19 protein-coding genes and 3 tRNA genes are annotated in these 22,294 nt (G+C 60.1%); 12 read left to right on the plus strand and 10 right to left on the minus strand.

Going from position 1 to position 22,294, the window contains the following annotated elements:
* Positions 1 to 3: 3 nt before the first annotated feature.
* The 4 genes from accC to PYH37_RS17845 all read right to left on the minus strand — a co-directional run bounded on the left by accC (position 4) and on the right by PYH37_RS17845 (position 3,196).
* A complete protein-coding gene (gene accC / locus PYH37_RS17830) occupies positions 4 to 1,347 on the minus strand; it encodes an acetyl-CoA carboxylase biotin carboxylase subunit (RefSeq protein WP_280732798.1) in 1,344 nt (447 codons plus the stop codon).
* Positions 1,348 to 1,359: 12 nt separating this feature from the next.
* Positions 1,360 to 1,827: an acetyl-CoA carboxylase biotin carboxyl carrier protein gene (accB, locus tag PYH37_RS17835; RefSeq protein ID WP_280732799.1), complete on the minus strand. Its 468-nt coding sequence runs from the start codon at positions 1,825 to 1,827 to the stop codon at positions 1,360 to 1,362.
* A gap of 24 nt (positions 1,828 to 1,851) precedes the next feature.
* The gene (gene aroQ, locus PYH37_RS17840) at positions 1,852 to 2,298 is read right to left on the minus strand and encodes a type II 3-dehydroquinate dehydratase (RefSeq protein ID WP_280732800.1); all 447 of its coding nucleotides are present in this window, start codon (positions 2,296 to 2,298) and stop codon (positions 1,852 to 1,854) included.
* Between the two features lie 130 nt (positions 2,299 to 2,428).
* Positions 2,429 to 3,196 carry a DsbA family protein gene (locus PYH37_RS17845; protein WP_280732801.1) on the minus strand — a complete coding sequence of 256 codons (768 nt, stop codon included), beginning with the start codon at positions 3,194 to 3,196 and terminating at the stop codon, positions 2,429 to 2,431.
* A 328-nt stretch (positions 3,197 to 3,524) separates the two neighbouring features.
* Here PYH37_RS17845 and PYH37_RS17850 point away from each other — a divergent pair, with 328 nt between their 5' ends.
* Positions 3,525 to 4,682, plus strand: coding sequence for a pyridoxal phosphate-dependent aminotransferase (locus PYH37_RS17850; RefSeq protein WP_280732802.1), 1,158 nt, complete (start codon positions 3,525 to 3,527; stop codon positions 4,680 to 4,682).
* A 173-nt stretch (positions 4,683 to 4,855) separates the two neighbouring features.
* Here PYH37_RS17850 and PYH37_RS17855 read toward each other — a convergent pair whose 3' ends face one another.
* Positions 4,856 to 7,642 carry an Rne/Rng family ribonuclease gene (locus PYH37_RS17855; protein WP_280732803.1) on the minus strand — a complete coding sequence of 929 codons (2,787 nt, stop codon included), beginning with the start codon at positions 7,640 to 7,642 and terminating at the stop codon, positions 4,856 to 4,858.
* 794 nt (positions 7,643 to 8,436) lie between these two features.
* On the opposite strand from PYH37_RS17855, the gene PYH37_RS17860 reads away from it, so the two are divergent.
* Positions 8,437 to 9,636, plus strand: a complete 1,200-nt coding sequence (locus tag PYH37_RS17860) for an N-acetylmuramoyl-L-alanine amidase (protein WP_280732804.1) — start codon at positions 8,437 to 8,439, stop codon at positions 9,634 to 9,636.
* Here PYH37_RS17860 and PYH37_RS17865 read toward each other — a convergent pair.
* On the minus strand, positions 9,574 to 9,930 hold the full coding sequence (locus PYH37_RS17865) for a hypothetical protein (RefSeq protein ID WP_280732805.1): 357 nt from the start codon (positions 9,928 to 9,930) through the stop codon (positions 9,574 to 9,576). The two genes, PYH37_RS17860 and PYH37_RS17865, sit on opposite strands and share 63 nt — an antisense overlap.
* 68 nt (positions 9,931 to 9,998) lie before the next feature.
* Between PYH37_RS17865 and PYH37_RS17870 the strand changes: the two genes are divergently transcribed.
* Together PYH37_RS17870 and prfB are read left to right on the plus strand one after the other, a co-directional pair.
* Positions 9,999 to 12,452 carry a penicillin-binding protein 1A gene (locus PYH37_RS17870; protein WP_280732806.1) on the plus strand — a complete coding sequence of 818 codons (2,454 nt, stop codon included), beginning with the start codon at positions 9,999 to 10,001 and terminating at the stop codon, positions 12,450 to 12,452.
* A 97-nt stretch (positions 12,453 to 12,549) separates the two neighbouring features.
* A protein-coding gene (gene prfB / locus PYH37_RS17875) for a peptide chain release factor 2 (protein ID WP_280732807.1) occupies positions 12,550 to 13,681 on the plus strand; the annotation gives its coding sequence in 2 pieces (ribosomal slippage) (positions 12,550 to 12,618 and positions 12,620 to 13,681; 1,131 coding nt in all).
* Between the two features lie 70 nt (positions 13,682 to 13,751).
* Here prfB and PYH37_RS17880 read toward each other — a convergent pair.
* Both PYH37_RS17880 and PYH37_RS17885 read right to left on the minus strand, forming a co-directional pair.
* Positions 13,752 to 14,252: a hypothetical protein gene (locus PYH37_RS17880; RefSeq protein ID WP_280732808.1), complete on the minus strand. Its 501-nt coding sequence runs from the start codon at positions 14,250 to 14,252 to the stop codon at positions 13,752 to 13,754.
* Between the two features lie 87 nt (positions 14,253 to 14,339).
* Positions 14,340 to 15,113, minus strand: coding sequence for an NAD kinase (locus PYH37_RS17885; protein ID WP_280732809.1), 774 nt, complete (start codon positions 15,111 to 15,113; stop codon positions 14,340 to 14,342).
* A gap of 157 nt (positions 15,114 to 15,270) precedes the next feature.
* On the opposite strand from PYH37_RS17885, the gene PYH37_RS17890 reads away from it, so the two are divergent.
* A tRNA-Thr gene (locus PYH37_RS17890) sits at positions 15,271 to 15,346 on the plus strand.
* 117 nt (positions 15,347 to 15,463) lie between these two features.
* Here PYH37_RS17890 and PYH37_RS17895 read toward each other — a convergent pair.
* Positions 15,464 to 16,405, minus strand: coding sequence for a LysR family transcriptional regulator (locus tag PYH37_RS17895; RefSeq protein ID WP_280732810.1), 942 nt, complete (start codon positions 16,403 to 16,405; stop codon positions 15,464 to 15,466).
* 133 nt (positions 16,406 to 16,538) lie between these two features.
* Here PYH37_RS17895 and PYH37_RS17900 point away from each other — a divergent pair, with 133 nt between their 5' ends.
* On the plus strand, positions 16,539 to 17,159 hold the full coding sequence (locus PYH37_RS17900; protein ID WP_280732811.1) for an FMN-dependent NADH-azoreductase: 621 nt from the start codon (positions 16,539 to 16,541) through the stop codon (positions 17,157 to 17,159).
* 159 nt (positions 17,160 to 17,318) lie between these two features.
* Positions 17,319 to 17,585: a hypothetical protein gene (locus PYH37_RS17905; RefSeq protein WP_280732812.1), complete on the plus strand. Its 267-nt coding sequence runs from the start codon at positions 17,319 to 17,321 to the stop codon at positions 17,583 to 17,585.
* A gap of 9 nt (positions 17,586 to 17,594) precedes the next feature.
* Here the strand turns inward: PYH37_RS17905 and PYH37_RS17910 are convergent, their stop codons facing one another.
* Complete coding sequence (locus PYH37_RS17910) at positions 17,595 to 18,470, minus strand: TrmH family RNA methyltransferase (RefSeq protein WP_280732813.1); 876 nt, start codon at positions 18,468 to 18,470, stop codon at positions 17,595 to 17,597.
* A 215-nt stretch (positions 18,471 to 18,685) separates the two neighbouring features.
* Here PYH37_RS17910 and PYH37_RS17915 point away from each other — a divergent pair.
* The 5 genes from PYH37_RS17915 (at position 18,686) to PYH37_RS17935 (ending at position 22,207) form a co-directional block, all read left to right on the plus strand.
* Positions 18,686 to 18,770 (plus strand) — tRNA-Tyr (locus PYH37_RS17915).
* Between the two features lie 23 nt (positions 18,771 to 18,793).
* Positions 18,794 to 18,867 (plus strand) — tRNA-Gly (locus PYH37_RS17920).
* Positions 18,868 to 19,127: 260 nt separating this feature from the next.
* A complete protein-coding gene (tuf, locus tag PYH37_RS17925; RefSeq protein ID WP_280732814.1) occupies positions 19,128 to 20,303 on the plus strand; it encodes an elongation factor Tu in 1,176 nt (391 codons plus the stop codon).
* 233 nt (positions 20,304 to 20,536) lie between these two features.
* The gene (locus PYH37_RS17930; RefSeq protein WP_425336155.1) at positions 20,537 to 21,202 is read left to right on the plus strand and encodes a hypothetical protein; all 666 of its coding nucleotides are present in this window, start codon (positions 20,537 to 20,539) and stop codon (positions 21,200 to 21,202) included.
* A 111-nt stretch (positions 21,203 to 21,313) separates the two neighbouring features.
* Positions 21,314 to 22,207, plus strand: coding sequence for an NAD-dependent epimerase/dehydratase family protein (locus PYH37_RS17935; RefSeq protein ID WP_280732816.1), 894 nt, complete (start codon positions 21,314 to 21,316; stop codon positions 22,205 to 22,207).
* Positions 22,208 to 22,294 lie beyond the last annotated feature (87 nt).

The following is a 22,294-nucleotide window of genomic DNA, read 5'->3' on the forward strand; positions in this document are numbered from 1 at the left end:
ATCCTATGCGGATGTCGTGGCCAGATGGTGCTCCAGCCAGTGGATGTCGTAGTCACCGTTGGCAATGTCCTGATTGTTGATCAGGTCCTGGAAAAGCGGAAGCGTCGTCTTGATGCCGTCGATGACGAATTCGTCGAGCACGCGGCGCAGGCGCATCATGCATTCGACGCGTGTCCGCCCGTGAACGATCAGCTTGCCGATCAGGCTGTCATAATAAGGGGGAATACGGTAGCCTTGGTAGGCGCCGCTGTCGACACGCACGCCGAGGCCGCCGGGCGCGTGGAAATGCGTAATCGTGCCCGGGGAGGGGACGAAAGTGCGCGGATCCTCGGCGTTGATGCGGCATTCGATGGCATGGCCCGAGAAAACGACGTCTTCCTGCTTGACCGAAAGCCCGGCGCCGGATGCGACGCGGATCTGCTCGTGCACGAGGTCGATACCGGTAATCGCTTCGGTGATCGGATGTTCCACCTGGAGGCGCGTGTTCATTTCGATGAAATAGAACTCGCCGTTTTCGTAAAGGAACTCGATCGTGCCGGCGCCGCGATATTTCAATTTCTTCATCGCGTCGGCGCAGATCTGTCCGATCTTCATGCGCTGCTCGACGTTGAGAGCGGGAGAATTAGCCTCTTCCCAGACCTTCTGGTGGCGGCGCTGCAACGAGCAGTCGCGTTCGCCGAGATGAATCGCATTGCCTTCGCCGTCGCCCACGACTTGGATTTCGATATGGCGCGGCTTGCCGAGAAATTTCTCCATGTAGACCGCGTCATTGCCGAACGCCGCCGCCGCTTCGGTACGCGCGGTCGCCACGGCATGTTCGAGATCGGCTTCGTTCCTGGCGACTTTCATGCCCCGACCACCGCCGCCGGCGGTGGCTTTGATGAGCACGGGAAAGCCGATCTCCCGGGCGACCTCAAGGGCGTTCTCGGGCTTTACTTCGCCGTCGGAACCGGGGACGACCGGAATGCCAAGCTTCTCCGCCGTCTTCTTGGCGGTAATCTTGTCACCCATGAGGCGGATGTGTTCGGCCGTCGGGCCGATGAAGGTTATGTCATGGGCGTCGAGGATGTCCGCAAACTTGGCGTTTTCGGAGAGGAATCCGTAACCCGGATGCACCGCATCAGCGCCGGTGATTTCGCAGGCGGCGACGATCTGGTGAATGTTCAGGTAGCTTTCGCGCGACGGCGGCGGACCAATGCAGACGCTCTCGTCTGCCAGCCGTACATGCATCGCGTCACTGTCCGCCGTCGAATGTACGGCAACGGTTGCAATGCCGAGTTCCTTGCAGGCCCGCAGGACGCGCAGAGCGATTTCGCCGCGATTGGCAATGAGGATTTTCGAGATCATCGCCACCGTGCCTTACTCGATCACGATCAAGGGTTCGCCATATTCGACCGGGGCGGCGTCCTGCACGAGAATCTCGATAACCTTGCCGGAGCGAGGAGACGGAATCTGGTTCATCGTCTTCATCGCCTCAATGATCAGGATAGTCTGACCTTCCTTGACCGTCGCACCGACCTCGACGAATGGGCGAGCGCCCGGAGCCGGCGCGAGATAGCAGGTGCCGACCATGGGCGCCGTTACTGCGTTCTTCGAGTTACGTCCGGTCTCGGGGGCAGGCTGAGCGGCCGTGGCGGGCTGCGCTGCGGCGACCGCGGGCGACGCCTGATAGGCGGGCATGGGCATTGCGACAGGCGTGCCGTTCCGCGAAACGCGGATGCGCAGATCTTCCTGTTCCACCTCGATCTCGGTCAGGTCGGTATCCTTGAGGATATTGGCGAGATCGCGGATCAGCGCCTGGTCGATACTCGGTTTCTTGTCAGCCATGGGAATATGAGCCTCGTGTTCTTCTTATTTCGACTTGTCTGTCAGGTTCTTTAGCGCATGCAGCGCCAGAATGTAACTCTGCGCGCCGAAACCGCATATCACGCCCTTTACGGCCGGTGCGATCATCGACTTATGCCGGAATTCCTCACGCGCATGAATGTTGGAAAGATGCAGTTCCACCACGGGGACCGTGATCGCGCGAATGGCATCGTGCATGGCGATCGAGGTGTGTCCGTAGGCGGCGGGATTGATGGCAACGCCGGCGGCCTTGTCGCCCGCCTCGTGCAGCCAGTCGACCAGCGTGCCTTCGTGGTTCGACTGCCGGAAGTCGACCTCGAACCCGAGCAACTTTCCTTCAGACTTGCACATTGCCTCGATGTCGGCCAGCGTCTGGCCGCCGTAAATGCCTGGCTCGCGCTTGCCGAGCGCATTCAGGTTTGGGCCATTCAGCACAAAAATCGTCGAGGGCATAAGGGATTCCGGTCAGATAATGGAGGGTTACCTATAGACTGATGGTTCCGCGAGGAAAAGCCCCTAGGGTCCTCGCGGGATTTGTCCACAAGTCACGGTGATTCTGGGAAGAAGCGGCCCTCGAGAGTGGTCAGCAGACGGTCTTGCCGCAACTGCGCATGTTTGCGACCTTCGTTTCGATTTCAGCGGCTCCCACGGCGCCGAAGACCGCCTCGTTGCCGATGACGTAGGAGGGGGTGCCGGTGATGCCGAGATCGTTGGCGAGTGTATAGGCCTCGCGCACGGCAGCGTCATTCGGTTCCTTTTCCATCTTCGCCCGCAGTTGCTCTTCGGTGACACCGAGCTTCGCGGCGACGGCAATCGCCGTTTCCTCCGTCGCGCGCTCTTCGCCGCCGAGCAAGGCGCGATGAAAGTCTCCGTATTTTTCGGGCGCGATCAGCCGAAACGCGGCGCTGACCTTGTGGGCTGCGAGCGAATCGGGGCCGAGAATCGGCAGTTCTTTCAACACGAAGCGGACGTTCTTGTCCTTGGTGAGAATCTCATCCATGTCGGAGAGCGCCCGTTTGCAATAACCGCAATTGTAGTCGTAGAACTCAACAATCGTCACATCCCCTTGCGGATTGCCCAGCGTCACGTCGTAAGCGGACTGGAAGATCGCCTTCTTGTTCTCGGCGATCGCCGCCTCGGCTGCTTCCTGCTGTTTGGCCCGTTGCTTGGCTGCAAGCGCTTCCTGGACCTCCAGCATGATTTCCGGATTGGCAAGCAGGTATTCTTTGATGAAGGCGCCGAACTCCTCCTTCTGCTTAGCATCAAGCGCTGCGGCCGACTGGGGCAGGGCGATGCCGGTTGCAAGCGCGATCAGCGTTCCGGCGGCAATCATCTTCCTGTTGAACGTCATTCTTTCCTCGTTGTCTTTCCGTGCCCTGTCTTTCGTCCATTTCTTAGCAGCGCGTCAATGCGCCTGTTTGAAAGACAACAATGACTTGATCACGGTGATTTTCGGTTCGATGAACCAAAAACACCGCGATGGGTCCTAATAAATGAGACCGGATGCGGGCGAGAAGCCGCGCCTCATCCCCGGCTTGCACCGGTTTGGTGGGAGCATAGAGTGAGCCGCAATGAAACGAAACGGCAATATCGGCGGAAATGCGGCACTCGCGGACTTGTGAAGCCGAAAGCGATCAGGCAAAGGGGCGGAATGCAGCCAACTCATGAGGAATTTGCCATTGGTAGAGATGTCGAAACGCAGCGCCGTCGAGCCTTTTCACGCCATGGATGTGCTGGCGGAAGCCACGCGGCGCCGTGATGCCGGCCATCCGGTAATCTCGATGGCAGTGGGCCAGCCGACCCATCCCGCCCCGAAGGCCGCTCTCGAGGCGGCGCGGCGCGCGCTCGAGCATGGCCGACTTGGCTATACGGACGCACTCGGCACCCTGTCCCTGAAGACTGCGATTGCACGCCATTACCATAGCCGCCACGGCATCACGCTCGATCCGCAGCGGATTGCGGTCACCACCGGATCGTCGGCCGGCTTCAACCTCGCGTTCCTCGCCCTCTTCGATCCGGGGGACTGGGTCGCCATAGCCCGGCCGGGATATCCAGCTTATCGCAACATCATGGCCGCGCTCGGTTTGAACGTGATCGAGATTGAGGCAAATGCCGAGACCGGCTTCACACTGACGCCCGATAGCCTTGAGAGCGCGGCAGCGCGTGCTGGCAAGCCGCTGAAGGGCGTGCTCCTTGCAAGCCCCGCCAATCCGACCGGAACGGTGACAGGAAAGGCGCGCCTGAAGGCTCTGGCTAACTACTGCCGCGCACAATCGATCGCTTTCATTTCCGACGAGATCTACCATGGCTTGACTTTCGCCGGCGAAGAAACCACCGCCTTGGAAGTTGCCGACGATGCGTTTGTGATCAACTCGTTCTCCAAGTATTATTGCATGACCGGTTGGCGCATCGGCTGGATGGTGCTGCCAGAGGGAGAGGTGCGTGCGTTCGAGCGCATCGCGCAGAGCCTCTACATCTCGCCGCCGGAGCTTTCGCAGATCGCTGCCGAGGCAGCGCTTGGCGCACATGAGGAACTCGACGGCTACAAGAGGGCCTACGCCGCTAACCGGGACCTTTTGCTTGAGCGTCTGCCGCAGATCGGTTTTTCGATCGTCTCGCCGATGGATGGAGCCTTCTACGCCTATGCCGATGTCAGCCGTTTCACGAACGACAGCATGGTCTTCGCCCGTCGAATGCTCGCAGAGATCAATGTCGCCGCGACACCCGGCTTCGACTTCGACCCGCTCGAAGGCCACCGCACAATGCGTTTCTCCTATGCGGGATCCGCGGCCGAGATGGCGGAAGCGATGGACCGGATAACGCGCTGGCTGGCGTAGGAGAGGGCCTGCAGCGCGTGCATTTTTCAGACGCACAAAAGGACGCTGTAGCACTTTGAACTGCTGCATGTTTTTGTCCTTAAATCGGCTCCGCTTAAGGAAACATGCAGTGGTCCTCACAAAAAAAGCCCGGAACACTCCGGGCTTTTTTGTTTCAGTTGACCTGCTTCCTCTCAGAAGAAACCGCGGCGTTGCCACCAGCCGCCCTTTTTGGGCTTGGCCTGCTCGTCGTCATTACCCTCTGTTTTGGTCGGCGCGTTCGACGTGATGACCGGCTCGGAGGCGATCGTTGCCAGGTCGCGATTTGCACGCGCCGGCTTTGCGCCTTCGAGGTCCGCAGCGGCTTCTTCGACAGCCGTTGCGTCTGCGGCTTCCGGCTGCGCCTCGACGGATTTCCCGGCGGCCGCGTCGATGTCCTCTGCGGCTTCCTCAGGCTTTGCCGCCTTCTTGCGGCTGCGCTTCGGCTTTGCGGGCTTCGGCTCTTCGATCACTTCTTCCGCGGCGGAGACTGCGGGAGCTGCGGCGACTTCTTCTACCGAAGCGGCCGCGGCACGATCCGCATCGTCGCCGCCAGCCTCCTCGTCACCGGCCTCGGCTGCAACCTCGCTCTCGTCTTCCGACTGCTCCAGTCGGTTGCGGCGACCGCCCCGCTTGCCACGGCGGCGGCGCTTGCGCTTTTGCTCGCTGTCGTCGGCTAAAGTCCCAGTGTCCCGAACGTCGCTCTCTTCCTCGGCTTCGTCGGTCTCGTCAGCCTCGTCGTCACCGGCGTCCCCGGCTTCGGAGGCGACTGCCTCCGGCGCCTGAGCTGCGCCTTTGCCGCGCCGGCGGCGGCGGCGCTTACGCTTGCGCTCAGCTTGACCGTCCGACTGCGTCTTTTGCTGCTCCGCACGTTCGGCCGGCTTCTCTTCCGCGTCCTCTTCGTCCAGATCGTCCTCGATCACGATCTCTTCTTCATCTTCTTCCGGCTCTGGTCCGAAGTGCAGGAGCTGTTCGATCTTGACCGGATTTTCGACCGGCTCGCCGCGGTCGATTGCAAAGTGCTGTGCGCCCACATGCGCATCGGCCTCGATGATGATCGAAACGCCGAAGCGCTGTTCATAATCCATGATCGAGCTGCGCTTCTGATTGAGCAGGTAGAGCGCGATTTCCGGAATCGTCCGCACGGTGATGTCGTGCGTGGTGTTCTTGAGCAGATATTCCTCAATACCGCGCAGGACATGCAAGGCGACGGAGGATTGCGAGCGGACGTGGCCCGTGCCGTTGCAGTGCGGGCAGGTCTGCATCGTGCTTTCCAGAACCGAAGCGCGAATGCGCTGGCGCGACATTTCGAGCAGACCGAAATGCGAGATCCGGCCGACCTGGATGCGCGCCCGATCGTTCTTCAGGCAGTCCTTGAGCTTCTTCTCGACGGAGCGGTTGTTCCGCTTCTCTTCCATGTCGATAAAGTCGATGACGATCAGGCCGGCGAGGTCGCGAAGTCGCAACTGTCGTGCCACTTCCTCGGCTGCCTCGAGGTTCGTCTGAAGGGCGGTGTCCTCGATCGAGTGCTCGCGGGTGGAGCGACCGGAGTTCACGTCGATCGAAACGAGCGCTTCAGTCTGGTTGATGATGATATAGCCGCCCGATTTCAGCGTGACCTGCGGCTGCAGCATGCGATCGAGCTGCGCTTCGATGCCGGAACGCGAGAAGATCGGATGCACGTCGCGATAGGGCTGAACGACCTTCGCGTGGCTCGGCATCAGCATCTTCATGAAGCTCTTGGCTTCCTTGTAACCCTCTTCGCCGGCGACGATGATCTCGCTGATATCCTTGTTGTAGAGGTCGCGGATCGAGCGTTTGATGAGGCTGCCTTCCTCATAAACCAGGCAGGGGGCGGTCGAGTTCAAAGTCAGTGTGCGGACGTTCTCCCATAGGCGCATGAGATATTCGAAGTCACGCTTGATTTCGACCTTGGTGCGGTTCGCACCGGCCGTACGCAGGATCACACCCATGCCTTGCGGCACTTCGAGGCCGCGGGCGATTTCCTTCAGGCGCTTGCGGTCCTGCAGGTTGGTGATCTTGCGGGAGATGCCGCCGCCGCGTGCTGTATTCGGCATCAGAACCGAGTAACGGCCCGCGAGCGAGAGATAGGTCGTCAGCGCCGCACCCTTGTTGCCGCGCTCTTCCTTCGCTACCTGAACCAGCAGGATTTGCCGGCGTTTGATCACTTCCTGAATACGATATTGTTTGCGCGGCCTGCGAATCTGGCGGTCGGGAACCTCTTCCATCGCATCTTCGGCACCGACGGACTCGATGACTTCCTTCTCGCCGTCATGGCCGTAGTCGTCGTCGTCTTCGTCCCGGCGGTGGCGCGGATCGACTTCCTCGGAAATCGAATCGGTATCGACCATGGCAGCCATTTCGCCGCCGCTGCTGCCTTCTTCGCTGAACTCTGCGCTCGCGTCCGTCTCGGCCGCCTCCTCCGCCGCCTTGGCTTTCGTGCGGCGCGCACGCTTTGGCTTAGCCTTCGCCTTGGGCTTCTCCGCCGGAGCTTCGAGCTCGGCCACTTCTTCTCCCGCCTCGCTCGCTTCGGCGTCCTCTGGCTCCATCACCGCGTCGGCTTCCGCCTCGAAGGATGCGGGCTTCCGATCGGCTGCGGTCTCAACCGGCTCGATATCGTCATCGCGGCGGGCCTCTTCGGCTTCCGCTTTCAACAGTGCCTGACGATCGGCGAGGGGAATTTGGTAGTAGTCGGGGTGGATTTCGGCGAAAGCCAGAAAACCGTGGCGGTTGCCGCCGTAATCGACGAAGGCCGCCTGGAGCGACGGCTCCACTCTGGTCACCTTCGCCAGGTAGATATTGCCGCGGATCTGCTTCTTATGTTCCGATTCGAAATCGAATTCTTCTATGCGGTTCCCGCGAACGACAACGACGCGCGTCTCTTCTGAGTGAGACGCATCGATAAGCATTTTCTCTGCCATCTAAGCTGTGCTCCTCGGCGCAACATTGCAACGGGAGACAGACCTGCTTCCTTGGGAAGGCTGCCAAACACGTTAGAAGCTGCGCCGGATGTGAAATATCCTGTTTGGCGCAGGTGATGGTGCAGCAGACAGACGGCAGCCGGAACGTTCATGTCCCGGGGCCTCTTTACTTCTGACCGATACTGCTGAGTCACATCAAAGACCAAACAAGAATGCCAATGTCCTGGACCTTAGGGAGGTCCGATGAATTGCCCGCGTGGGGCAGTGGTGAGAATCACCATCAAGAACTCCGGCCACCGCCGGAAATTTGCGATCCAGTATACGGGGAGGAAATGCAGCGACGGCGGATGAACACCTGCGGCCGCGGAAGTATGATACGGTTGCAACCGGCTGTTCCGGCTCGATCACTCCCTGGCGCCAAGCTCTGGAAAGCTCCGGCTGCCCGGCCGACGATTCTATCCCGTCAACACTTTCTCCTTGTGACGCTTTTATGTTTTCTATGTCACATTGGCAAGGGAAAAGCCTTTGCCGCCACAATATTGATCGATTCGGTTGCCCCGGTGAAAATTGACGTTAAGGAAGAGAATCAACCCGCCGAGCCGCGTCGCGCAGTGCCCATCCAAAGGCCTTGTCAAGGTTTGATTAACCATGAAGGTTCATTGGTTGGGGTGATGGCGGCTGGTGCCGAAAGGCCGCCGCTGGCATCTGAGAGGACTTATGGGAGACAGGGCGTGGTAGAGCCTTCAGCAGCAGAGCTGCGTTCCGTGTGCGCGATAGCGGCGTGGCGCTGCCGAATGCGAGCAATTGCGGTTGCCGTGGTGGCTGCCTTAGCGCTTCCGATTGCCGCAGTGGGGGCCGCCGAGCCAGCTCCGCTGCTCGCTTTCGGCGCCCGGATCGCCGGCGACGACGCCCGTACCCGCCTTGTGATCGAATTCGATCGCAAACCGGAGTTCTCGATTCACTATGTTGCAAATCCGCCTCGCGTCATCGTCGACCTGCCCGAGACGTCCTTTGGCTTGAAGCCGGAGAGCCTCGAACCGCGTGGGCTCTTCGATGCCATCCGCTATGGCGGGATGGGAGCAGGGGCGTCGCGCCTTGTGCTTTCCGCGAAGGGGCCGACCGAGGTGACGCATGCGGAAGTGAAGTCGGAGGAGGACGGCAAGGGGTTCCGGCTCGTGCTTGATGCCGCCAGAATAGACCAGGCCCGCTTCGACGAACTTCTCGGCGAACAGCGCTGGACGGGAACCGTACGTGCCGTCAAGACCGATCGACCGGTCATCGCCCCCGTCAAGAAGCCCGGCGCCTTCGTCATTGCCGTGGATGCCGGGCACGGCGGCATCGATACCGGTGCGATCGGCAGCCTCACCAAGACCGAGGAAAAACACGTAACGCTGGCTTTCGCAAAGGAACTGGTGGCGACGCTCAATCGCCAAAGCGGCATCGAGGCATTTCTGACGCGCGACCAGGATCAATTCCTCTCGCTGCCTCAGCGCGTGCAAATCGCTCGGCAGAGAAGTGCCAATCTGTTTATTTCCATCCATGCCGATACGCTGAAGCAGAAGGATATTCGCGGAGCCACCGTCTATACCATCTCCGATAAGGCATCCGACAACCTTGCCGCCGATCTTGCCGCGCGTGAGAACCTTTCCGACGAAATCGCCGGCGTGCCTCTGGAAAGCGAGCCGGCGGAGGTTGCGGATATTCTCATTGATCTCACGCGTCGCGAAACCCAGGCTTTTTCAGTCAATCTCGCGCGTAGCGTCGTTTCTTCTTTCGAAGGACAGATCAAGCTGATCAACAATCCGCATCGCCATGCCGGTTTCCGTGTCCTGCAGGCGCCGGATGTACCCTCTATCCTGCTGGAAATAGGTTTCATGTCGAACAAGGACGACGAGAAGCAATTGCTCGATCCGGAATGGCGCAAGAAAGTGTCAGAACTGCTTGCGGTTGCGGTTCAGCGCTACCGGCAGACAGCGGTTGCGAACGGCGGTTGAGTTCATGTCGCCCGCGGCGGGCGTATTGCGCGGGCTCGGCGGGCGCTTGCGTTCCGGAAGTGATTTGTGTCGCGCGGGTAACAGCGATATGCTTTTCAACAGGATGCGCACGGGATAATCGGAAATCAGCCCTATTTTACTCACAATCCGGGCACTTAGGAGATAGCCGCTCCGATTTGTCGGGAAACGGTGTTGATGCTTGAATTTCCTCGCCATATGAGGAAGCCGCAAACGCGTGTAGCTGATACCAGACGATTTCTGATGGAAGAGTTTGGCGAAGTCGATTTCGTTCACGGAAGACGGAGCCTTCAAGCACTCGGCGACCTGGCAATGGACGACAATAAGGTACCGGTATCTGACTGATGATCAGACTGATTGGATATTTTTTCGGCATTGGTGCGTTTCTGCTGCTTGGCATCGCCGCGGCCGTCGCGGTTTATCTCGGTGCTGTCACCAAGGACCTGCCTGACTATGAAGTGCTGGCCAAATATGCGCCGCCGGTAACCACCCGTTTTCATGCCGGCAACGGCGCGCTGATGGCTGAGTACGCGCGGGAGCGTCGGCTTTATCTGCCCATCCAGGCGATACCGGATCGCGTCAAAGCCGCCTTCATTTCGGCCGAGGACAAGAATTTCTACCAGCATCCCGGCGTCGACATTACCGGCCTTGTCCGCGCTATCGCAGTCAATGTCCAGAATTTCGGTTCCGGCCGTCGTCCGGTCGGCGCGTCGACGATCACGCAGCAGGTCGCGAAGAACTTCCTGCTGACCTCCGACCAGACGATCGACCGCAAGATCAAAGAAGCGATCCTCTCCTTTCGCATTGAGCAGGCCTACAGCAAGGACCGCATTCTCGAACTGTACTTGAACGAGATCTTCTTCGGACTGAATTCCTACGGAATTGCCGGCGCTGCGCTAACTTATTTCGACAAGTCGGTGACGGAGCTGACCGTCGCCGAGACGGCTTATCTCGCCGCCTTGCCGAAAGGCCCGGCCAACTACCACCCGTTCCGCAAGACGGAAGCCGCGGTCGAGCGCCGCAACTGGGTGATCGACCGCATGGTTGAAAACGGCTACGTAACCAAGGCGGACGGCGAGGATGCGAAGAGGCAGCCGCTCGGCGTCAGCCCGCGGCGCGGCGGGGCCCACCTTTTCGCCTCGGACTTCTTTGCCGAGGAGGTACGCCGGCAGATCATCCAGAAATACGGCGACAATGCCCTCTACGAGGGCGGGCTTTCGGTGCGTACGTCGCTCGATCCGAACCTGCAGATCGTGGCACGCAAGGCGCTGCAGGAAGGGCTCCTGAGCTATGACGAGCGTCGCGGTTTTCACGGCCCGATCAAGACGATCGAGATTGGCGGCGACTGGGGTGAGCCGCTCGGTAATATCCCCATGCTGAGCGATGTCCCGGAATGGAAGCTCGCTGTCGTGCTATCGGTCGACAGTGAGGGGGCGGAGATCGGCATTCAGCCGGCTAAGGAAGCGTCCGGAAAGATCGTCGCGGAACGTGTGACGGGACATATTTCGGCAAAGAACATGCAATGGGCCTATCGCTCGGCGGGTGGTCAGCGCAAGACAGCGAAATCGCCGGAAGGCGTCGTCGGCCCCGGTGACGTCGTCCATGTCGAGCCGCTGGAAGAGCAGGGCGAATATCGCCTTCGCCAGCCGCCGAGGGTGCAGGGCGGACTGGTTGCCATGGATCCCCATACCGGACGTGTGCTCGCGATGGTCGGTGGCTTTTCCTACGGCCAATCGGAATTCAACCGCGCCACGCAGGCAATGCGCCAGCCCGGCTCCTCCTTCAAGCCATTTGTCTATGCAGCGGCGCTCGATAACGGCTATACGCCCGCTTCGGTCATCCTCGATGCGCCCATCGAGATCGTCGCCGGCGGCCAGGTCTGGCGTCCGGAAAACTACGGCGGAGGCTCCGCCGGCCCGTCGACGCTCCGCCTCGGCATCGAAAAGTCGCGCAATCTGATGACGGTGCGGCTGGCGAACGACATGGGCATGAACCTCGTTGCGGAATATGCCGAGCGTTTCGGGATCTATGACAAGATGCCGCCGCTTCTTTCCATGTCGCTTGGCTCCGGTGAGACGACGGTGCTGCGGATGGTTTCCGCCTACGCGGTTCTCGCCAATGGCGGCAAGCAGATCAAGCCGTCGCTGATCGACCGTATTCAGGATCGTTACGGCAAGACCATTTTCCGGCACGAGGATCGCACCTGCGACAATTGCAATGCCAATGATTGGGCCGCTCAGGAAGAGCCAGTGCTGACCGACAACCGCGAACAGGTCCTTGATCCGATGACCTCCTATCAGATCACCTCGATGATGGAGGGGGTGATCTCGCGCGGAACGGCCGCGGGCAAGATCAAGCTCGACCGGCCGATCGCCGGCAAGACCGGCACCACCAACGACGAGAAGGATGCCTGGTTCGTGGGCTACACTCCCGATCTTGTTGCAGGTCTCTATCTCGGCTTCGACAATCCGGCACCGCTCGGCCGCGGTGCCACCGGCGGCAGCCTTTCGGCGCCGATCTTCAATGCCTTCATGCAGGAGGCAGTCAAAGGGACGCGTCCGAGCAAGTTTGTGGTGCCTGAGGGCATGAGCCTTATCCCGGTCAATCGCAAGACCGGCATGGCCGCCGTAGAGGGCGAGCCGGACACGATCATCGAAGCTTTCAAGCCGGGGACGGGCCCCGCCGATACCTTCTCCGTCATCGGCGGTCTCGACCAGTATGTGCCGCCGGAGGAGATTCTTAAGAACTCTCCCCAGGCCAATCAGGCCGTGACTTCCGGCTCAAACGGCCTGTTCTGACCTTTACCTGCCCTATAGCTGCCCGTCGCCTTTACATCGGCGGCGGGCGTCGCTATTTGAGCGTCAAATTCTTCAAAGGCACACAAGAAGCAGGATCATGCGCAGCGAAATCGAGAATATTGTCGACGAAATCAAGCAGGCCATAAGCCTGCTGAGGAGGCATCTTTGACTGGGATCAGGCAGTAAGACGGCTGGACTGGTTGAACAACAAGGCGGAAGATCCGTCGCTCTGGAACGATGCCGCCGAGGCACAGAAGATGATGCGCGAGCGCCAGCAGCTCGACGACAGTGTCACTAACTTGCGCCGGTTTGAGCAGCAGCTCAACGACAACATAGAGCTCATCGAACTTGGCGAAGAGGAAGGCGATTCGGCTATCGTCGCCGAGGCCGAGGAGGCGCTCAAGCAACTGCGCAATGAGGCTGCGAAGAAGCAGGTCGAGGCCATGCTTTCCGGCGAGGCGGACCAGAACGACACCTATCTCGAAGTCCATTCGGGAGCCGGCGGTACCGAAAGCCAGGACTGGGCGAACATGCTGCTTCGCATGTATACCCGTTGGGCCGAGCGGCAGGGCTACAAGGTGGAACTCATGGAGATCCAGGACGGGGAAGAAGCCGGCATCAAGTCGGCGACACTCCTCGTCAAGGGTCACAATGCCTATGGTTGGTTGAAGACGGAGTCGGGGGTCCACCGGCTTGTGCGGATTTCGCCGTATGACAGCAATGCCCGTCGCCACACGTCATTTTCGTCCATCTGGGTCTATCCTGTCGTCGACGACTCGATCCAGATCGACATCAACGAAAGCGACTGCCGCATCGATACCTACCGTTCATCGGGCGCCGGCGGCCAGCACGTCAACACGACCGATTCCGCCGTGCGCATCACGCATATGCCGAGCGGCATCGTCGTGCAGTGTCAGCAGGAGCGCTCGCAACACAAAAACCGCGCCAAGGCCTGGGACATGCTGCGCGCGCGGTTGTATGAGGCCGAGCTCAAGAAGCGTGAGGACGCGGCCAACGCCGAAGCGGCTTCGAAGACCGAAATCGGCTGGGGCCACCAGATCCGCTCCTATGTTCTCCAGCCCTACCAGTTGGTGAAGGACCTCAGGACGGGCGTCGAAAGCACGAGCCCCGGCGATGTGCTTGATGGCGACTTGAACGAGTTCATGGAGGCAGCGCTTGCCCATCGGGTCAGCGGCGGTGCCGATGCGGTCGTCGAAGACGTGAACTGATCACTGGCCGCGAAGCGATTTTTATTGCAAGGGCCGGGTGCTTGCGTCCGGCCCTTTTCTTTGTCGATTTTCAGTTCGTCGCGCGCTCGATCTTGATGTCGCCGAGGTCGTCGATCAGCACCGTCCAGGACTCCGGTTCCGTGGCGGACGGATCCGTTTTCAGATAAACGGTCGCAAACATCCCCGGTTGCCGCGTAATGCCGGTCGAAGTTTCCGGCCGAATGTCCGTGACATACGGTTTCAATGCCGAGAACTCGTCCAGTTCGGCGGAAGAAATCACCTCGGGGCCTGCCGGCGTCGAGGCGATCTGCTGAAGGTGTATCCGTGCGGTGCCGTCGGACTGACGGACGGCGATGAGCTTGTAGTAGCCACGTTGGCCGTCTGCGCCCTTCGCCGTCGTGCTGCCGGTCTGCCCGGGCTCATCGTCCGGCAGGAGCGCGCCCTGGCTCTCTTCCCAATAGCCGGTGCTGGTCACGAAGATGACATTCGACGGAACGATGTCCGCTTCCTGCGCCCACAATCCGCCCGCGGGCAGGGCAAGGCAAAGAGCAAACAACAGGGCCTTGTGCATCGTCGATTGATCCTTCGTAACGATCGGACGATCGTCCGGCAGCTATCGCTTTTGAACCATATCACATTCGCCTTGCAACGTGTGATTTCAATTGGAGAACTGTTCGGCCAGGATGCGGTCGGACCAGGAGTGATCCGGATCGGAAAGAATCCGTGCGGTCAATTTTTCCGACTCGGCGATCCAGACCTTGACGACCGATTTGACCTCTTGATGGTCGGCGACCGCGTTGACCGGCCGTTTTTCCGCCTCGAGAATCTCGATCTCTACGGTGACGCGATTGGGAAGCAATGCACCCCGCCAGCGCCGCGGCCGGAACGGGCTGACCGGGGTGAGCGCCAGAAGCGGCGCTTCCAGCGGTAGGATCGGCCCATGTGCGGAAAGATTGTAGGCGGTCGAGCCTGCGGGCGTCGCCAGCAGCAGCCCGTCGCAGGTCAATTCATCAAGCCGTGTCTTGCCATCGACGATAACCCGCAGCTTCGCTGCCTGATAGGACTGGCGGAAAAGGTAGACCTCGTTGATCGCCAATGCCGTAAAAGCATTGCCGTTGACGTCTGTCGTTCGCATTTCCAGAGGATGAAAGGCGTTTTCGACCGCATTGGCGATGCGCTCGTGCAGATGTTCGGTGCTGTACCGATTCATCAGGAAGCCGACCGAGCCGCGGTTCATGCCATAGACGAGTTTGCCGGTGTTCATCGTCCTGTGCAGCGTATGCAGCATGAAGCCGTCGCCTCCGAGGGCAACGATCACATCGGCCTCATCCGGCTCATGATTTCCGTAGATGGCCTTGAGATCTTCGGCTGCCTTCTGCGCCTCCTCTGCCGGGGAGGCGATAAAGGCGAGAGAGCTGAACTTGCGGGCCATGAACTCAGTCCGTTCCTCATTGCGGGGCAGAGCGGCGGTCAACGCAGCGCTCGCTTTTTCTGACACGGCGCCGCAAGGAACGCACTCGAAAAATTGGGAGAAACCGCATTTTTGCTTTACACGGAATCAGAATATGGTAACTCCCAGCACTGAAAGTGCCCTTATAGCTCAGTTGGTAGAGCGGCTGATTTGTAATCAGTAGGTCGGGAGTTCGAGTCTCTCTGGGGGCACCATTTTTTCAAGCATTTGCGCGAATTGGTCCGCCTCATCAGGCGCGTGGCGCCTCGGTTCAGGCTCCATGGCCGATAGTTATGCGCCATGCGCCGAATGTTCGGCCATGCGGCATCGCATCAGATGTCGAACGACGTCGCTGGCCTCGGGTCTATTTCTCGGCACTTGGCGAGCGCGCTGAAAAGATTATCCGCCAGATAGTCGATCAGCGCGCGGGTGGCTGGCAACAGGCCGTGGCGCGATGGGAAGACGAGGTGGACCATGACATCGCCGGATGTCCACTCGGGCAAGACGGGGACGAGCACGCCGGTGCGGAAGGCGCGTTCGCAGATGTGATCCGGCAGCAGCGCTATCCCCATGCCCTCGATCGCGGCGCGCTCGAGAATGAGAAAGTCGCTGCATCCGACGATCGGCCGATGGGCGATTTCAATGCTCCCTCCACTGGCATGGACGAGCCGCCAGATATCCGTGGGGTGCTGCTCGTTCATCGACAGCGTCGGCATTTGCGCCAGATTGTCGGTGGTGATTTCTCCGAGACGGGCAAGAAGCGTCGGGCTTGCGGCTAGCCGCTCCCGCACTTGGCCGAATTTGCGAACGATCAACTGATTGTCGGTATCGAGCTCCCCCCGCGCGCGCAGCGCAACATCAATTCGTTCTTCGATCAGGTCTATGCGTCGATTGGTGGCCGTGATCAGCAGGCGGACACCCGGGTACCTGCGATGAAACGCCGGCAGAATGTCGGCAACCATCGGCGTGAAGCCCACCGGACAGCCGAGCCGCACGATTCCCGTCGGTTCGGCGCGAACCGCGGCGATTTCTGCCTCCGCCGCCGCGACGCCCTCCAGAAGTCCCTGGCAATGTTCGTAGAAGACACGACCGATTTCGGTCATTCGCAACTTGCGCGTCGAGCGTTCAAGCAGGCGAACGCCAAATTGTTCCTCCAGGCGCGCCACATGCTTGCTGAGCTTGGATTTCGGGATATTCAGGTCGCGTGCGGCGGCGCTAAAGCCGTTGTTCTTCACGACGGCCGCGAAGAGAGCGATATCATTCAGGTCCTGCATCCTTGCCTCCATGGGCACCTTCTGATCGGAATTGTTTCCATCAGGAAACGGAATGTCAAATATTCGCGCACTTATCGCGTGATTGTTTTCCAATCATATGTTGTGCACCGCAACGCAATACAAAGGTGCTCCCATGAACATCCTCCATATCGACTCCGGCATCCTCGGCGAACACTCGGTTTCCCGCCGGCTGACGGCAGCGATCGTATCGCAGATCAAGGCCGATCAGCCTGATGCGAAGGTCACCTATCGCGATCTCGCCTCCGAACGCACACCGCATCTTACCGGCGCCCAGATCATGGCGCCTGCCGATCTCGATGGCGTCGATCCTGCTCTGGCCGCAGACGTTCAGATCGGCCGTCAGATGCTCGAAGAGTTCCTGGCTGCCGATACAATCGTCGTCGGCGCGCCCATGTACAACTTCTCCATTCCGAGCCAGCTCAAGGCCTGGATCGACCGCCTCGCCGTTTCGGGCAAGACCTTCCGCTACACCGAAGCTGGCCCGGAAGGGCTTGCCAAGGGCAAGAAGGTTATCATCGCCTCCACGCGCGGCGGACACTATTCGGCCGCCCCGGCTTCTGCCATGGACCATCAGGAAAGCTACCTGAGGACCGTCTTCGGCTTCTTCGGAATCACCGACGTTGAATTCGTCCGTGCCGAAGGCCTGAACCTCGGCGCCGACGCGAAGCAGTTTGCCATCGCCGAAGCCGAAAAGACGATCGCCCAAGGCACCGTCCTGCGGCTGGCAAGCTAGCGCATCGTCCGAAGCCGGGGAATCCGTTTTTTCGAAAAGGACCCTGCGCAGCCTTGATCTGGACCGGTGCGAATACCGGTCCGTTGCGGAAGAATGCCGGCTGCCTCAGCAGCCGGCATTCTTCATTTTAGAAGCCAAGCATTTGCGCTATGCTGAGCCATGAAACTGCGCGCCATATCGATTGCAGCATTGTCTTTGGTGGCCGCCACCTTGGCTGCCTCTGCGGCGCCGCCGGATGCCCGCTGCACCTGCCGCAATCGTGACGGCTCCAAGTATGAACTCGGCGAGGTCGTTTGCATCAGCGTGGGCGGCGTCTCCTATCTCGCGCGCTGCGAAATGAACCTCAACGTCCTGACATGGAAGAAGCTGCGCGACGGATGTCCGACCGCGCAGCTCGGAACGGTAAGCGGCGCACTGCTTTACTGAGCGTGGGCTTCAGCCTTTCAGGAACTGCCGCGCCGCATACATGGCGATCGCGGCGGCGTTCGAGACGTTCAGCGACTTGATTGCGCCCGGCATATCCAGTCGCGCCAGAGCCGTCACAATCTGTCTTGTCTTCTGCCGCAGTCCCTTGCCCTCCGATCCCAGCACCAGGGCGATCTTCTCAGCAGAGAAAGTGCCTTCGAGCGGTTGCGGGCCGTCGGAATCGAGACCGATCGTCTGGAAGCCGAGCCTGTGCAATTCCTCGATCGTGTCGGCGAGATTGGTTATCTGGATGTAAGGAATGAGCTCGAGCGCGCCGGAGGCCGACTTCGCCAGCACGCCCGATTCCGTCGGGCTGTGGCGCATCGTAGTGATGAGCGCACCGGCATCGAAGGCCACTGCCGAGCGCATGATCGCGCCGACGTTATGGGGGTCGGTCACCTGATCGAGCACCAGGATCAGAGGGCAGTCGCGCAACGCTTCGAGCCTTCGATGCGGCAGAGGCCGTGTCTCCAGCATCACGCCCTGGTGGATGGCGTCGGGGCCGAGAATTCTGTCCAGATCCTGCGGCGTCACGGTCTCGACCGGGAAGGGGAGCGCGGAGACGTCGCCGAGTTCCAGCCGGGCTGCGGCATTCTGCGTGACGCTGAGGCGTATGATCTGCCGCTCGGGATTGTCGAGCGCCGCACGGACGGTGTGCAATCCGTAAAGCAGCACCTGTTCCGGCGTCAGCGCCGGGGGCTTCCAGTCTGTTGCCAGCTTCTTGCGCTTGTCCTGACGCGGCGTCGGAATTTCGCCGCGCTCGCGGCGCGCATCGCGATGCGCTCGGCGAAGATTGGCGTAATGGGTGTCTCTGGCGCTCTTGTCGCCGGTCTTGTCCTTGCTCATGCGCGTCTTATAGTGGGGTTCGGCGAGCGTTGGAAATGGTTTCGGAATGTTCGCCGGGTGTGCCTGTGGAGAATTTCTGAAATTTTGCGTTTCGCCGTGTTGACAGGACGAATGCAGGCGGTCATATACCCGGCGCAGATCGAGAGGCGGCAACAAAACGGCGCCGGTTCTTCCGCGATCTCAAATGCTTGGTCGATTGATCCCGACAGAATAATGGAGGGATGCCCGAGTGGTTAAAGGGGACGGACTGTAAATCCGTTGGCTCAGCCTACGTTGGTTCAAATCCAACTCCCTCCACCATTCTGCTTCAGGATCGAAGGCCCGCGGGTATAGCTCAATGGTAGAGCAGCAGCCTTCCAAGCTGAATACGCGGGTTCGATTCCCGCTACCCGCTCCAGTCTGTTTCCCTTCAGAATTAATTAATACGCAACTTCAGGTCATGCTCGCATGTCGCTGATTGCGCTGGCTTTCACGTTTCCGGAACACCGACGTGCCGTCAGCTCGGCGGATCTCTGTCTCTGCTCTTCGAAGAGGGTCGAGTCATGCGCTCCTGGTGCACGCAATTAAGTCTTGCGCAAAGTCGACGAAACCCTTAAACGGCTCGACAAACCGGCCCAGCCGGCTGATCTGTTTTACTTGACCACAGGAAACGTACCCATGGCAAAGAGCAAATTTGAGCGCAACAAGCCGCACGTTAACATTGGCACGATTGGCCACGTTGACCATGGCAAGACGTCGCTGACGGCAGCGATCACGAAGTACTTCGGCGAGTTCAAGGCGTATGACCAGATCGACGCTGCGCCGGAAGAAAAGGCCCGCGGCATCACGATTTCGACGGCGCACGTCGAATACGAGACGCCGAACCGCCACTATGCGCATGTCGACTGCCCCGGCCACGCCGACTACGTCAAGAACATGATCACCGGTGCGGCGCAGATGGATGGCGCGATCCTGGTGGTTTCGGCCGCCGACGGCCCGATGCCGCAGACCCGCGAGCACATTCTGCTGGCCCGTCAGGTCGGCGTTCCGGCGATCGTGGTGTTCCTGAACAAGGTCGACCAGGTGGACGATGCCGAACTGCTCGAACTCGTCGAGCTGGAAGTGCGCGAACTTCTGTCGTCCTATGAATTCCCGGGCGACGACATTCCGATCGTCAAGGGTTCGGCGCTGGCGGCGCTTGAAGACTCGGACAAGAAGATCGGCGAAGACGCGATCCGCGAGCTGATGGCGGCGGTTGACGCCTATATCCCGACGCCGGAGCGTCCGATCGACCAGCCGTTCCTGATGCCGATCGAAGACGTGTTCTCGATCTCCGGCCGTGGCACGGTGGTGACCGGTCGCGTCGAGCGCGGCATCATCAAGGTCGGCGAGGAAGTCGAGATCGTCGGCATCCGTCCGACGACGAAGACGACCTGCACCGGCGTTGAAATGTTCCGCAAGCTGCTCGACCAGGGCCAGGCCGGCGACAACATCGGGGCGCTGCTGCGCGGTGTCGACCGCAACGGCGTCGAGCGCGGTCAGATTCTCTGCAAGCCGGGTTCGGTCAAGCCGCACAAGAAGTTCAAGGCCGAAGCCTATATCCTGACGAAGGAAGAGGGCGGCCGTCATACGCCGTTCTTCACCAACTACCGTCCGCAGTTCTACTTCCGCACGACCGACGTGACGGGCATCGTGACGCTGCCGGAAGGCACGGAAATGGTGATGCCGGGCGACAACGTGACGGTTGACGTCGAGCTGATCGTGCCGATCGCGATGGAAGAAAAGCTGCGCTTCGCCATCCGCGAAGGCGGCCGTACCGTCGGCGCCGGCATCGTCGCCTCCATCGTCGAGTAATTCCGGCTCATCCGGATTTCGAAAGCCCCGCAGGCAACTGCGGGGTTTTTTGTTTGCGGGCTGGGAGGCGGATGCTCGTCCCAGCCCCCGCGTGTGATGTTTACAACAGTGTTCATAGAGTTCGTTGCGCTGCGGCCGATTACCATGAGGTTTTTGCAGCCGGTTCGTGCTATTTTCCAGTCCTGACGATTTGCCCGAGTGCCAGCGGTTGCGACCGAGGATCGGAATTCCAAATGAAAAAAGGTATCGCTGCGCGGCTCGCCGCTGCTGGCATCGCTTTGGTCTGTATCGGTCCGTTTCCGCAAACGGCATCATCTGCCGACAACGATCTGCTGATATGGGCGCCTTCGAAGACCGGAACCAACGCCTACAAGCTGCGCGTTGGTATGCGTTTGCCATGGCGGTGGGATACGAGTGCGGGTGCCGAGCTGTCGATGGGCGCGGGGCCGGCTGGAAAAATCAATCCACCGGACGCGCCGGTTCGCCTCTGGGGGTCGTTTTCGCGCAAGAGCGGACGACGGGCGGTCACGCGTTCCTCACAGATCAGCATGGACTTCAACGCCTTGAGCGGCGCCGGCGGCGTCGGCGCTGGTACTGCACGGACCTGGATTGTTACGCCGACTCTGGATGCGGAGGTCCACCGAAGCATAGCGCTCCAGTGCAATGCCTATGAGAACAATTGCAGCAAACCGAGCCTGACCCAAACAGCCAGGCTCACATCTCCAGCAACCCGGACCGCACTCGTAGCGCAGGGTCAACTGTCAAGTGACGGCATCAGCGGCTTGAGCCGCATTGGCGTCGAGCAAGAGTTCGGCAATCTCCATCTCGGCGCGGCTGTCGCCGAACCGTTGTTGGCGCCCCGCAGCATCTTCGAACTCCGCTACAGCCTGAAATGGTGAGATTGCGACGCTCGTAGCGAGCGGTGCTCGCGGCAAATGTCGAGCGCAGAGGCATCTTGCGCAAAAGCGCAAACCACCTAACTATTGCTTGGATTTTGTGGGGGAGGCGTCATGAAAAAGCGTATTCTGTTTACCGGCGGCGCCGGCAAGGCCGGCCGGCACACGGTGCCCTATCTCGTCGAGGCGGGTTATGAGGTGCACAATGTCGATCTTGTTCCGCTCGACAGCCCCGGCGTCACCAACCTGATCGCCGACATCACCGATAGCGGCCAGATGTTCAATGCGCTCTCGATGCATCGAGATTTTCCCGATCTCGACCAGGGCCCCCAGCCTTTTGATGCCGTCTTGCACTTTGCCGCCATTCCCCGCATCCTGATCAAGCCGGACAATGAGACCTTTCGGGTCAATGTCATGGGCACCTACAACGTGATCGAGGCAGCGGTGAAGCTTGGCATCCGCAAGATCATCGTCGCTTCGAGCGAGACGACCTACGGCGTCTGCTTCGCCGAGGGGCATCGGGACTTCGATCATTTTCCGCTGGAAGAGGATTATGATGTCAACCCGATGGACTCCTACGGTCTCTCGAAGGTCGTGAATGAGAAGACGGCGCGCGCATTTGCCGACCGTTCCGGCTTCGACATCTACGCGTTACGCATCGGCAACGTAATTGAGCCGCACGAATACGCGCATTTCCCGCACTACTTCGCTCATCCGGAGATCAGAAAGCGGATCGCGTGGAGCTATATCGATGCGCGGGACCTCGGCCAGATCGTCAAGCTCTGCATCGAGAAGGATGGGCTTGGCTTCGCTGTATTCAATGCCGCCAACGACACGGTGTCGGCGAACACTCCGTCCCGCGAACTCGCCAGACGCTTTTATCCGAATGTCCCTTTCACAAGAGAGATCGGCGAGTTCGAAGGACTCCTTTCGAATCGAAGAATTCGCGAGGTCCTCGGCTTCAAGGAAGAGCACGACTGGCGGAAATACGTGCCTCTGGAGGAGTAGCGCACATCGCGGCTCGCATCATGGATCGGCGTGGCCGCCGTCCGCGCGGAATTTTCTGGGAACTTTTTCCCCTTTTGTTGCAAATGC

It is taken from the genome of Sinorhizobium numidicum (assembly GCF_029892045.1).
In the GTDB taxonomy this organism is placed as follows: Bacteria; Pseudomonadota; Alphaproteobacteria; order Rhizobiales; family Rhizobiaceae; genus Sinorhizobium; species Sinorhizobium numidicum.